This window comes from Kitasatospora sp. NPDC096140, from assembly GCF_040303045.1.
Lineage (GTDB): Bacteria > Actinomycetota > Actinomycetes > Streptomycetales > Streptomycetaceae > Kitasatospora.
Map to the genome: position 1 here is coordinate 73,630 of NZ_JBEOUW010000012.1, position 12,670 is coordinate 86,299.

At 74.4% G+C, this 12,670-nt stretch carries 11 protein-coding genes; 9 read left to right on the top strand and 2 right to left on the bottom strand.

Features of this window, described 5'->3' with window-relative positions; translation table 11 throughout:
* Positions 1-127 precede the first annotated feature (127 nt).
* From ABT048_RS14965 to ABT048_RS14980, 4 genes are all read left to right on the top strand, one after another.
* Positions 128-832 (top strand): response regulator transcription factor, encoded by a 705-nt coding sequence (locus tag ABT048_RS14965; RefSeq protein WP_350521788.1) that lies wholly within the window; start codon positions 128-130, stop codon positions 830-832.
* On the top strand, positions 829-2,274 hold the full coding sequence (locus ABT048_RS14970; RefSeq protein WP_350521789.1) for a sensor histidine kinase: 1,446 nt from the start codon (positions 829-831) through the stop codon (positions 2,272-2,274). Before ABT048_RS14965 ends, ABT048_RS14970 begins: the two co-directional genes overlap by 4 nt.
* A gap of 300 nt (positions 2,275-2,574) precedes the next feature.
* On the top strand, positions 2,575-4,155 hold the full coding sequence (locus ABT048_RS14975; protein WP_350521790.1) for a cellulose binding domain-containing protein: 1,581 nt from the start codon (positions 2,575-2,577) through the stop codon (positions 4,153-4,155).
* A 221-nt stretch (positions 4,156-4,376) separates the two neighbouring features.
* Positions 4,377-5,768, top strand: a complete 1,392-nt coding sequence (locus tag ABT048_RS14980) for a glycosyltransferase 87 family protein (protein ID WP_350521791.1) — start codon at positions 4,377-4,379, stop codon at positions 5,766-5,768.
* Positions 5,769-5,842: 74 nt separating this feature from the next.
* Here ABT048_RS14980 and ABT048_RS14985 read toward each other — a convergent pair whose 3' ends face one another.
* A complete protein-coding gene (locus tag ABT048_RS14985) occupies positions 5,843-6,259 on the bottom strand; it encodes an SsgA family sporulation/cell division regulator (protein WP_350521792.1) in 417 nt (138 codons plus the stop codon).
* Between the two features lie 513 nt (positions 6,260-6,772).
* Here ABT048_RS14985 and ABT048_RS14990 point away from each other — a divergent pair.
* Together ABT048_RS14990 and ABT048_RS14995 are read left to right on the top strand one after the other, a co-directional pair.
* Positions 6,773-8,392: an RDD family protein gene (locus ABT048_RS14990; protein ID WP_350521793.1), complete on the top strand. Its 1,620-nt coding sequence runs from the start codon at positions 6,773-6,775 to the stop codon at positions 8,390-8,392.
* A gap of 91 nt (positions 8,393-8,483) precedes the next feature.
* The gene (locus tag ABT048_RS14995; RefSeq protein ID WP_350521794.1) at positions 8,484-9,236 is read left to right on the top strand and encodes an RDD family protein; all 753 of its coding nucleotides are present in this window, start codon (positions 8,484-8,486) and stop codon (positions 9,234-9,236) included.
* Between the two features lie 36 nt (positions 9,237-9,272).
* Here ABT048_RS14995 and ABT048_RS15000 read toward each other — a convergent pair whose 3' ends face one another.
* The gene (locus ABT048_RS15000) at positions 9,273-9,566 is read right to left on the bottom strand and encodes a hypothetical protein (protein ID WP_350521795.1); all 294 of its coding nucleotides are present in this window, start codon (positions 9,564-9,566) and stop codon (positions 9,273-9,275) included.
* Positions 9,567-9,812: 246 nt separating this feature from the next.
* Between ABT048_RS15000 and ABT048_RS15005 the strand changes: the two genes are divergently transcribed.
* The 3 genes from ABT048_RS15005 (at position 9,813) to ABT048_RS15015 (ending at position 12,539) form a co-directional block, all read left to right on the top strand.
* Positions 9,813-10,514, top strand: a complete 702-nt coding sequence (locus tag ABT048_RS15005) for an endonuclease V (RefSeq protein WP_350521796.1) — start codon at positions 9,813-9,815, stop codon at positions 10,512-10,514.
* A 97-nt stretch (positions 10,515-10,611) separates the two neighbouring features.
* Positions 10,612-11,064, top strand: a complete 453-nt coding sequence (locus ABT048_RS15010; protein ID WP_350521797.1) for a DUF2563 family protein — start codon at positions 10,612-10,614, stop codon at positions 11,062-11,064.
* Between the two features lie 38 nt (positions 11,065-11,102).
* Positions 11,103-12,539, top strand: a complete 1,437-nt coding sequence (locus ABT048_RS15015; RefSeq protein WP_350521798.1) for a hypothetical protein — start codon at positions 11,103-11,105, stop codon at positions 12,537-12,539.
* Positions 12,540-12,670 lie beyond the last annotated feature (131 nt).

Consider the following 12,670-nt stretch of genomic DNA (forward strand, 5'->3'; position numbering starts at 1 on the left):
ACATCCTGCCGTACTTCCGCCCCGCCCGAGACCGGCACCCCTGCCATTCCTCAGGGCAGTTGCACAATGTCCGGACGTGGCCCCGAGGTACAGACCACTGCCCCCCGATGGCGTACCGTGCAGGCCCATGGCAACAGTGCTCGTGGTCGAGGACGACCCCTTCGTACGTTCCGCCCTCATCCGCCACCTGACCGACACGGGTCACGCGGTCCGCAGCGTGGGCACCGCGCTGGAGGCGCTGCGGGAGGTGGCCCAGGTCGGCTGCGACCTGGTGATCCTCGACCTCGGCCTGCCGGACCTGGACGGCAGCGAGGCGCTCAAGATGATCCGGGGCCTGACCAACGTGCCGGTGATCATCTCCACCGCCCGGGACGACGAGGCCGAGATCGTCCGGCTGCTCAACGACGGTGCCGACGACTACTTGGTGAAACCTTTCTCCGGAGAGCACCTCAGCGCCCGGATGGCCGCCGTGCTGCGCCGGCTCGGCAGCGGCGCCGCACCCGTCGCCCAGGTGCTGCGGGTCGGCGGACTGGCCATCGACCTCCAGCGGCGCGAGGCCTCCCTGGACGACCGGCTGCTCGACCTGACCCGCCGTGAGTTCGACCTGCTGGCCTTCCTCGCCGCCCGCCCCGGCGTGGTCGTGCCGCGCAAGGAGATCCTCGCCGAGGTCTGGCAGCAGACCTACGGCGGCGACCAGACCATCGACGTCCACCTCTCCTGGCTGCGCCGCAAGCTCGGCGAGACCGCCTCCAACCCCCGCTACCTGCACACCGTCCGGGGCGTCGGGGTGCGGCTGGAAGCCGTCGGGGGCCCGGCGGGGCACCGGACATGAGGAGGTTCGGGCACTCGCTGCGCTGGGCCCTGATCAAGGCCGCCGTCGCCGGGACCACCATGGTCGCGCTGGCCTTCCTCATCCCGCTCGGCCTGATGGTCCAGCAGACCGCCCGGGACCGGGCGTTCACCGCCGCCGAACGCCAGGCCGCGGCGCTCGGCCCGGCCCTCGCGATCACCACCGAGCAGGACGCCGTCACCCGGGCCCTGGCCAGTACGGACGCGGGCGGGCAGGGCCGGATGGCGGTCCACCTGCCGGCCGCGGGCCGGCCCGAGACCCCCGAGACCCCCGGGACGGGCGGGCCCGGCGGCCCGACGCTGGGGGAGGGCCGGGCCGCCGCCGGCGACGTGGCCACCGCCGGCGGGCAGGGCCGCTCCTTCACCGTGCAGGTGCCCGGCGGCTACGCCCTGCTCCAGCCGGTCGCGGTGGACACCGGGCGGACGGCCGTCGTCGAGGTGTTCGTGGCCGAGAGCGACCTCACCCGGGGCGTCTCCACCGCCTGGCTGGTGCTCTCCGCCGTCGCGCTCGCCCTGGTCGCCATCTCGGTGCTGGTCGCCGACCGGATGGGCAACCGGATCGTCGCCTCCGCCCGGCGCCTCGCCGGCGCCGCCCGCTCCCTGGGCGCCGGCAACCTCGCGGTCCGGGTCCCGGTGACGGGCAAGCAGGTCGACGGCAGCCCCGAGGAACTGCGCGAGGCCGGCCACGCGTTCAACACCATGGCCGACCGGGTGGTCCAACTCCTCGCCGCCGAAAGGGAACTGGCCGCCGACCTGTCCCACCGGCTGCGCACCCCGCTGACCGTGCTGCGGCTCAACGCCGCCTCGCTCGGCGACGGCGACGCGGCCGACGCCACCCGGCACGCGGTCGCCCAACTGGAGCGCGAGGTCGACCAGATCATCCGCTCGGCCCGCCGCGCCCCCGAGGACGCGCCCGCCGTCACGGTCGGCTGCGACGCCGCCGAGGTGATCCGCGAGCGGGTCGGCTTCTGGTCGGCACTGGCCGAGGACGAGGGGCGCCGCTGGCAGCTCGCGGGTGCCGAGCGCCCGGCACCCGTACCCGTCCAGCGCGGCGACCTGGCGGCCGTCGTCGACGCGCTGCTCGGCAACGTCTTCCGGCACACCGCCATCGGCACCGCCTTCTCGGTGGACGTGCTGGCCACCGACTCCTCGGTGATCGTGCTGGTCGGCGACGCCGGCCCCGGGTACAGCGACCCGGCCGCCGCCCTCAAGCGCGGCGAGGGCCACGGCGGCGAGGGCTCGACCGGCCTCGGCCTGGACATCGTCCGCAAGCTCGCCGAGACCACCGGCGGGGACCTCGCGCTCGGCCGCTCCGCCGTCCTCGGCGGCGCCGAGACCAGGCTGCGGCTGCGCACCCGGCCGCAGGAGGCAGCGGGCGCGCGGACCGGACGGCGGCGGAGCCGGGGAGCGCTCTTCCAGCGGTGACGGGCCGGCGGTCGCGGTTCCGGCGGTTGATGGCGGGCTCCGGCGGGCTCCGGCGGCTTCCGGCGGCTTCCGGTGCTGACGGTGGTTCCGGTGGTGACGGCGGGTCAGTGGAGGGGTCTTCCTTAACTGCGGCCTAAGGGAGTTCTACCCCTCGCTCAGCAAGCCGTTCCGGCCCCCGGGTCGCCGCTAGCGTCGGTCGCGCCGGTCACCCGACCGAGCCGGGCCGGCCGCCCGGACGTCCGCAGGCACCCCGTGCCCCGGACGGCGGCCGACCGACGTCACCCGCGGAGGTAACGCGCCATGACCACCCAGCCCACCCGCCGCTCCGGCCGTCGCAGGCGCAGCCGCAAGGGCGCGATCGTCGGGGCCGCCGCGGTCGCCGCCGCCCTGGTCGCGGGCGGGACGGTCGTCCTCGCCTCCTCGGCCAGCGCCGCCTCGCTCGGCGCCGTCTACAGCCGCACCAGCACCTGGGACGCCGGCTACACCGGCCAGTACCTGGTCACCAACCCGGACAGCCGCCCGATCGAGGACTGGACGCTCAGCTTCGACCTGCCGGCCGGCGCGAAGATCGACTCGCTCTGGAACGCCGCCTTCACCACCCAGGGGCAGCACGTCACGGTCAAGCCGGAGTCCTGGAGCAAGCGGCTGGAGCCCGGCAAGAGCGTGGTGGTCGGCTTCGTCGCGCAGGGCGCGGGCGCGGCCCAGGCCGAGCCGGGGAACTGCCTGATCAACAACGTCTCCTGCAAGGCGGGCGACGGCACGCCGCCCACCCCCTCCGGGCGTCCGACCGCCACCGCCACGGCCACCCCGACCGCTTCCCCCACCGCGACGGCGAGTGCCACCCCGACCGCCACCGCCAAGCCCAGCCCCACCGCCACGGCGAAGCCGACCACCCCGGCGCCGACCCCCACCCCGACCGTCACCCCCACGGCGACCGGTGTGCCCGTTCCTCCGGTCGGCGCCGGGGCCGGCTTCGCCCCGTACGTGGACACCTCGCTGTACCCGCCGTACGACCTGGTCGCCACCGCCAAGGCGAGCGGCGTGAAGAACGTCAACCTCGCCTTCGTGGTGTCCGGCGGCGGCTGCGTGCCCAAGTGGGGCGGCGTCAGCGACCTGTCGGCCGACGCGGTGGCCGCCCAGATCGGCGCGCTGCGGGCGATCGGCGGCGACGTCCGGATCTCCTTCGGCGGCGCCAACGGCAGCGAACTGGCCCTCGCCTGCTCCTCCACCGCCGACCTCACGGCCGCGTACCAGAAGGTCGTGGACGCGTACGGCGCCACCAAGCTGGACTTCGACGTCGAGGGCGGCGCGATCGCCAACGCCGCCGCCAACACCCGGCGCGCCCAGGCCGTCGCCCAGCTGCAGAAGAACGCCGCCGCCAAGGGCAAGGCCCTCGACGTCTCCTACACCCTGCCCGCGCTGCCCTCCGGCCTGACCCAGGACGGCGTCAACCTCGTCGCCGACGCCAAGGCCAACGGCGTCGCGATCGGCGCCGTCAACATCATGGCGATGGACTTCGGCGACGGCGTCGCCCCCAACCCGCAGGGCCAGATGGGCAAGTACGCGATCGCCGCGGCCACCGCCACCCAGGCCCAGGTCAAGAGCGTGCTGGGGCTGGACGACGCGGCCGCCTGGCGCAGGGTCGCGGTCACCCCGATGATCGGCGTCAACGACGTGGCCAGCGAGGTCTTCACCGTGGCCGACGCCAAGCAGCTCGCCGACTTCGCCAAGGCCAAGCACCTCGCCTGGCTGGCCATGTGGTCCGGCACCCGCGACAAGGCCTGCGACGGCGGCGCCAAGGGCTACGCCGACGCCACCTGCAGCAGCATCGTCCAGCAGCCGCTGGACTTCACCCGGGCCCTGGGGGCGTACACGGGCTGACCGCCCGCCGGGCCCCGCCCCCCGGCCTCCCCGCCTCTCCCGGTCCCTGGTGGCCCTCCCGGCCCCGGCCGTCCGCGCTCCGAGCTCCACCCCGAGCCACTGCGCGGCCGGTCGGGGCACCTTTGTCACGTTCCGTAGTCGAACGAGTCCCGTGCCGTTCGGGTGGCATCCGGTATCGTCGCTGGTTGGCCGAGCGGTGGACGGAGTGAACAGTGACAGCGGTGCAAGACGAGCGAAGCCCGGTGCGGACCGCACCCGACCCCTCGCCCGAGCCCCTGTCGGACCAGCTGCGCCGCGTGCTCGGCGCTCCCGTCCGGGCCCTGCGCGAGGCTCCCCGCCGTCCGCTGCTGGCCGCCTCCGCGCTGGCCCTGTTCTCCCTGGTCGTGTACGCAGTGGTGCGCCACTTCGTCCACACCTCGATGGTGGACATGATCGTCTACCGGGCCGAGGGCGCCGCCGTCGCCGACGGCTCCGACCTGTACGGGCTGCGCGTCACCGAGTGGAACCTGCCCGCGACGTACCCCCCGTTCGCGGCGATGCTGTTCGTCCCGACCACCTGGTTCCCGGTCCCCGTCCTCCGGATCGTGATCACTCTCGGCAACGTCGGGCTGCTCGCCCTGCTGACCCACCTGTCGTTCAAGCTGGTCGGCTGGCCGCGCCGCGAGCTGCGGCCGATCGGCGTGATCCTGGTGACCGGCCTCGGGGTCTGGCTGGAGCCCGTCTTCACCACGCTCCGCTACGGCCAGATCAACCTCGCGCTCGCCTGCCTGGTCCTCTGGGACCTCACCCGCCCGGACGGGCGCCGCAGCAAGGGCGTGGCGATCGGCATCGCCGCCGGCATCAAGCTCACCCCCGGCCTGTTCGCCGTCTACCTGCTGGTCACCGGCCGGATCCGGGCCGCCTTCGTGGCCGGCCTCACCTTCCTCGGCACCTTCCTGCTCGGCGCCCTGGTGCTGCCCGACGCCACCTGGGGCTTCTGGACCAAGTACCTCTACGACTCCTCCCGGGTCGGCAAGACCTGGATCGTCGACAACCAGTCGCTGCGCGGCGCCTTCGCCCGCCTGCTGCACAGCGCCGACCCCGGCACCGTCGCCACCCTCGGGGCCGGCCTGGTCGCGGTGGCCGGCCTCGCCGTCGCCGCCTGGGCCGCCCGCAGCGCCCGCTGGCTGCCCCGGGCCGAGGCCTGGGGCGTCTGCTGCGCGGCCGTCACCGCCGTGCTGATCTCCCCGATCAGCTGGACCCACCACTGGGTCTGGTGCGTGCCGCTGCTCGTCCTGCTCGCCGCCGAGGCCTCCGTCGAGCACGCCCGCCCGGTCGGCGTCCGGCGACTGCGCTGGCGGGCGGTCTTCTGGGCCACGCTGGTCGCCTTCCTGTCCTTCGCGATGTGGGCGGCGAAGCCGGTCGGCGTGGCCGTCCTCCACATGTCACCGTGGCGCCAGCTGCCGACCTCGGTCTACCCCTGGGTCGGCCTCTGCTTCCTGCTCGCCGCCGCGATCCGGATAGGGGCGCGGCGACGCTCCGCCGGCGTGCCGGCGGTCCGGCTGCCCGGACAGCGCGACGCCGACGGCCCCGACGCCGCCCGTGGTCGTCAGCAGGCCCCCGCGGCCCGCTGAGCCGACGGGGGCGCCGCTCCTGCTTCCTCGCTCCGGTGCGTGGTGCTGCCTGCGCTGCATGCTGCGGCGCACGCCTACGCGAGCAGCTCGGCGAGCGAGCCGTCCATGTCCAGCGCGGCCAGCTCGCTGCCCGGCGGCACCAGGCGGTGCGCCCGCTCCAGCCAGGCCGCGACGGCCGGCAGCGGCGCCTCCAGCAGCGCGTCGCCGGCGGGCGAGCTCAGCGCCAGACAGAGCACGCTGCGCCGGCCCGACCGCGTCGGCCAGATCCGCACGTCGCCCTGGCCGCACGGGCGGAAGGTGCCCTCGACCAGCAGCTCGCGGGCGAACACCCAGGTCACCGGGGAGCCGGTGTCCAGGTGGAAGGTGATGTAGACCGCGTACGGGTCGTGGCTGCCGTAGGACAGCCGCGCCGGGACGGGGACGCTGTGCTCGGGCGAGAGCACCAGGTTGAGCTCCAGCTCGTGCTCGACGACGCTGACGTGGCGTTCCATGATCGTCTTCCTCTCTGCCTGCGGGGCGTGCCCGGTTCCGGGCCCTGTGACCTTTGAGAGGGCGGTCCGCACCGGCTCTTACACACGTTTCCGGGATTTCTTCGGGAAGTTCGACGAGGGGTGGTGAAGGGGGCGGTCGCGCGGCGTGCGAGCGTTCGCCGCGCGCCTGGTTCTTTATCGCGAGCGGCCCGGCGCTGTCCGGGGATTCGCGAACTTCCCGTCAGGGCTCCGGCGAGGTACTACCCTTTGTGACTGCCCGGCGACTGTCCGCCCATCGGTGGTGCCCCCACGCGCGCCGAGCGCCGGGCGCGCCGGGTCGTGCACGCGGGCGGACGCGGCGCATGTCGACTCACGGTTCCACCGGCTCCACTGGCTTCGTCGGTTCCACCGGCTCCACCGCTCCACTGGTTTCGTCGGTCCCGGGCGGCCGCATCCGGCTCTCCCGCGGCCCTCGCCGCCCGCCACCGTCCTTCTCCTTGCCCTCGTCAGGACCTGCCAGGAAAGAAGACCCCCATGACGGACCGCTCCTTCGCCGACGGAGGCGACCCGGCCGTCGCGCCCCAGCCGGGCTACTACCCCGACCCCTCCATCCCCGGCTTCGTCCGGTACTGGGGCGGCTCGGCCTGGGTGCCCGGCACCAGCCGGCCCGCGCCCGCCGAGGGCGAGCTGCTGGAGCCGCCCCGGTACGCGGCCCGGCGGCCCGCCCCGGGCCGACCGCCGGCGCGGGCGGTGCCGCCACCGGTGGTTCCGGCGGCCGTCGTGCCGGCGCCTGCGCCCACGCCGGTGCCGGAGGGGCGGCCGCCGGCGGGCGGGGGCGACACCGGACCGGTGTACTTCGACCAGACCACGGGCGGGGCGTCCTTCGTGATCGGGCCGCGGGTGGCGGAGGTGATCGGCGGTCCGGTGTTCCGGACGGTCGGGCCGGCACCGTCGACGTCGTCGGCCGCAGGCGCGGGCGCCGGGGGCTCCGTGATGTCGGACCCGTCGTCCGGGGAGGGGGGCCTGGCGGGCGCGGCGTTCCCGGCCGGGGGTTTCGCGGAGCCGGCGCTGGCCGCGCTGCCCGGGCCGGCGCCGGTGCCGCTGTCCGAGGCAGCCCCGGGGGAGTCGGGATGGCAGGCCGATCCGGGGGCGCAACGTGGGCTGATGGAGACCGGCGGCGCGCCGCGCTGGGTCTCCTGGGGGGTGCTTCCGGGGGCGCCCGACGAGGAGGACGGGCGTGCGGAACCGGAGCGCGCTCCGGCAGCCGTGGCGCCGGCTGCCGTCGTCGCACCCGCCGCGGCAGTGGCCCTGCGGAAGGCCCCGGCTCCGTCCGTCGAGGCCGCACCCGTCGAAGCCGCGCCCGTTGAATCCGCGCCCGCCGAGGTCCCGTCCGTCGAGGCCTCGGGCGCGGTGCCGGTGGTGGAGGAGGCGTCGGCCGAGGGGGCGGGCCCCGGTGGGTCCGCCTCGGGCGCTGCACCTGCCAAGTCCGCCGGGTCCACCAAGTCCGCCGGGTCCACCAAGTCCGCCGCGTCCACCAAGTCCGCCGCGTCCACCGGGTCCGCGAGGCGCGGTGCACCCGCCGCCGTCACCCCCACCGCTCCGCTGCCCGCCGTGGGGCCGGCCCGGAAGGCCGCCGCCCGTCGTCGCTCCGCCGCCCCCGCCGCGGTGCCGGCCGGGCTGGGGCGCCGGCTCGCGGCCCGGGCAGTGGACACCGTCGTGCTGCTGGTGGTGGCCGTCGCCGCCGCCATCCCGCTCGGACGCTCGGTCTCCGACCACCTCCAGCAGAAGCTCGACCAGGCCCGGATGGCCAGCGCCCTCACCCGCCGTCAGGTCCAGGTCTGGCTGGTGGACGACGTGGTGCTGGGCAAGATCGCCGTACTGATCGGCATCCTGCTCCTCGCCGGCCTGCTCTACGAGGTGCTGCCGATCGCCCGCACCGGCCAGACCTTCGGCAAGCGGCTGGCCCGGATCCGCGTGGTCGACGCCGCGGCCCCCGCCCGCACCCGGCTGAGCCTCGGCCGGTCACTGCTCCGGTGGACCGTACGACAGGTGGGCGCGGTGCTGCTGCTCGGCCTGGTCTGGCCGGTGTTCGACCGTCCGGCGAGGCGCGGCTGGCAGGACCGCGCGGCCCGCACCCGGGTGGTGCGGGTCTGAGACGCCGAGCCCCTCGGCCCTTCCGTGGCGGCGACGGCAAAACGGGCGAAATATCCCGAACCCTGAGAATGTGTGATGTTCTACTCGGGGCATGAGCACCCACGACCCCTCAGGCCCCCAGCCGGAGGGGGGCGGCAAGCCCTCCTTCGACAAGCAGTCCCCCCAGCCGGGCGGCGGCGCGCCGGAAGGCGAGCCGTCAGGCCCGACCCCGCCCGAAGAGCCGCCGCAAGGCCCGCCCGGAGGTGAGCCCGGCGGCCCCGGCGCCTACCAGGGCACCTACGGCGGGAGCGCGCAGAGCGGACCCGCCCACGGCCGGACCCCGTACGACCACAATCCGTACGACCAGCCCCCGCCCGGCTACGGCACCGGCTACGGCCCCGGCGCGTACGGGACGCCCGGCGGCGGACCCGTCCCCGGCATGCCGCCGCTCGGCACCTGGCCCAAGCGGATCCTCGCCCGGCTGATCGACTACCTCCTCGTGCAGGCCGTGGCCCTGATCGTGGTGGGCCCCTTCGTCGACCTCGGTGCGCGCAGCGGCTCCGCCGAGGCCTTCTGGCTCGCCTGCCTCATCTACCTCGTCTACGACGCCCTGATGCTCAGCCGGGACGGCCAGACCCTCGGCAAGAAGGCGACGAAGGTCCGCGTCGCCATGCTCATCGACGGGAACATCCCGACCCAGTCCGCCGCCTGGACCCGCTCGGCGGTCTTCATCCTCCCGGCCCTGCTCTGCTGCGCCGCGCTCTGGTGGGTCATCGACCTGCTCTTCGGCGTCTTCGACAAGCCGTACCGGCAGTGCATCCACGACAAGGCCGCGAAGACCGTGGTGGTCACCACGGAAGTCTGAGCGGCGGCGCGGAACGCTCCTGCGCCCGGCGGCGGATCAGCGCTGCCGGGCGTACGCGCGCTCGGGGGCGGTCGGGCCCGCCGGGCTGGCGCGGGGCGTCTCGGCCGGGCCCGGCTCGGTGGTGGTGGCCGCGGTGGTGGCCGTGGTGGCGGTCGCCGCCGAGCGGGAGAGTGACAGCACCGTCACCACGGTGCCGAGTGCCAACGCGAAGACCACCACGACCGCGACCGCCAGGACGCCCGAGGCGCCCGAAACGGCCAGCAGCGCCACCGTGGCGGCGACGACGGTGAACGAGCCGAGGCAGGCCTGGGCAGCGGAGGGACGCGGCATGGCGGGGGTCCTTCGCACGTCGGGGGAAACGGGCGGGAGTGGTGCCGGTTCCAGGAGTCCTACCCGGCAAGGCAGTTCGATACGTCCAGGCTAGTCCCCCCGCCCGGGAGCACAGGGGGCGCACGGGCTCACCCCGGGGTCGTCCGCCCCGGTCTGTACGGTGAACCGCAGCGCGTCGACGACACGCACCACCACGCAAACGCCGCGCCCACCGCGCAGCACCACCACTCCCCGGGGGAACCGACCGTGCCCGTGCCCGCCGACTGGCCCACCACCGAGGCTGCAGCACTCGCCGAACAGCAGCGGCTGCGCCCGCTCGTCCGGGCCCACGACGACGAGGACGCCCCCGGTGACCTGATCGCCGGCGTGGACGTCGCCTACGACGACGACCGCGACCTCGTCGTCGCAGCGGCCGTCCTGCTCGACCGGGACACCCTGGACGTCGTCGAACAGGCCACCGCCGTCGGCCGGATCGCCTTCCCCTACCTCCCGGGACTCCTCGCCTTCCGCGAACTCCCCGCCGTACTCGACGCACTGGCCGCCCTCACCCGCACCCCCGACACCGTCGTCTGCGACGGCTACGGCCTCGCCCACCCCCGCCGCCTCGGCCTCGCCAGCCACCTCGGCGTCGTCACCGGCCTGCGCACCCTCGGCGTCGCCAAGACCCCCTTCACCTTCGACCACCACGAACCCGACGCGCCCCGCGGCTCCTGGACCCCGCTCACCGACCCCGCCACCGGCGAAGAAGTCGGCCGCGCCGTCCGCACCCGACCCGGCGTCAAACCCGTCTTCGTCTCCGTCGGCCACCGGATCGGCCTCGACACCGCCGTCCGCACCACCCTCGACCTCGCCCGCCGCTACCGCCTCCCCGAGACCACCCGGCACGCCGACTCCCTGTGCCGCCGCGCCCTCGCCGAAGCCCTGCGCGACGGGACGACCGCGAACTGACCAAGCCCGGGGCAGGATTCGGGACCGGTGTGTTAGACATGAGGCACCGGGGCCCGGCCCCGACCGCCAGGGACGGACGCACGGGGGAGGCGCCGACATGGGATCAGGCACGGGTACCGGTTCGACCGGCGGAGCCGGCCAGGGCTACCGCGTCGAGATCGAACAACTCCGCGCCTTCGCCGGCCAAGTGCGGCTCCTGCTCGCCGACTTCCAGAAACACGCCGACGGCACCGACACCCACGGGCGCAGCGGCGTCGGCAAGAACGCCTTCGGCGAGTTCGCCGAAGCCACCGAGATCCACGGCCGCTACAGCACCATGCGGGACGCGCTGCGCGACGTCCTCAACCAGCTCCAGGAAGCCGTGAACGAGGCCCAGCTGAACGCCGACCTCACCGCCACCAACTACGAGGAACACGACCAGCACACCGCACAGAAGCTCAAACTCAAGCTCAACGGTGACGGCTGGTCCGTCGCACAGCCCTCCGCCACCAGCCAGGCCGCGCACGAGAAGAACCTCACCCCGTCCAACCGCGGCAACGCCACCATCTAGCGGCCGCCCGCCCGGACCCGAACGGAGGCGAACCGCCCGTGGTCTACACCGACTTCACCAAGTACAGCCACGCCCAACTCCGCACCATGGCACAGGCCCTCGACCCCGGCGCGGTCATGGCCGCCGGCGACCCCTGGCGCGCGGCCGCCGACACCCTCAAGCAGATCCGCCTCACCCTCACCAAAGCCAGCACCGAAGCCGCCACCACCTGGGAAGGCACCACCAGCGACGCCTTCCACACCCGCATGCTCAACCTGGCCGCCGGCATCAACAACGCCGCCGCCTACGCTAACGACGCGGCCAACATCCTCCACAGCGTCTCCGAGGCCATGGCCAAGGCCAAACGCGAGATGCCTGAGGAGCCGGGCAACTGGGACACCTTCAAGGACCACGTCGGCGACGGCCTCGCCTCCGTGTTCGGCGGCGGCGACGACGAACACATCCCCATCGCCGACCGCAAGAAGGCCGAAGCCGCCACCGTCATGCAGACCCTCGCCATGCACTACCGCATCGCGACCCCGGCGCTGAAGGCTCCGCCGATGTATCTGCGGCCGCCGAACGATGACATTCGTGATGTGGGACCGCAGAACGACCCGACCGGTGCTGCTGCAGCCGCGGCGGCCGCGATGGTGTCGGGCACGTCCTTCGGAGTCGGGGGAGCGTCGTCGCGGGCAACAGCGGTCCCTGCGCCACCGCGGTCGAAGACCTCTCAAGCCCCGACGGTGGCCGGATCGATGGCCAAGAGCGCGGCCGCCCCGACCGACTCCGGGATCAAGGGGGGTGCGGCACAGGCCCCGCCGAAGCCGTCGAATACGACGAGCCGTGGCTCCGATGAGGGCATCTCCGGTACTCCCGTGTCACGTCCGAGCGGTAGCGTGCCGAGCACCCCGACTTCCGGGACCCAGACCTCCGGCTTGACCGGGGTACCTGCTGCAGGCCCCGCGAACGGACCGGTCTCGGGGGGAGGCGGGCAGACGATCGTCAGCCCTGCGGGGCCGACCCAGCAGAATCCGTCGGGCCCGCCCGGATTCGACGGGAGCAGGGCCGGATTCGGCGGCAGCCGTGAGACACCCGTGGAAGGTGCCGGTCCCCGCGGGGGTCGAGCCGCCGGCACCGGTGGTGGCGGTGAGATTCATCCAGGTATCGGAGTCGGGGGCCGCGGGGCATCCGGCGCCAAGCAGGTCGCCGGGGCCCCGGCAGGCCCTGGGGTCCCCGTCCGACAGGCTCCGTCCGACGCCGGAGCGCGCGGCAAGCAGGCGTTCACGGAAGGCGGGTCCGGGCTGGGGGCGCGAAACCGGCTCAGGGCCGAGCCGGGTGCCGCGAGCGCGAACGGCATGTCTCCCGGCGTTCCGCTGAGCGGGGCACAAGGACGCCGGAAGGACCGGGAGAAGGACGGCAAGCGGCCGGACTACCTCGTCGAGGACGAGGAGACCTGGGCGTCGGACAAGCCGACCAACCCGAACGTGGTGGAATGAGGCCGGTCCGTGGACGGACGGGTGATCTGATCGCATCCCGCAGGTCGGTGATCTGCGGGATGCCTCGTTGAGTGGGGTGACCAGGTTTGGCGAGCCGTCGGTTGGCGCGTGGCACAGCGGCCCTTGCCGCC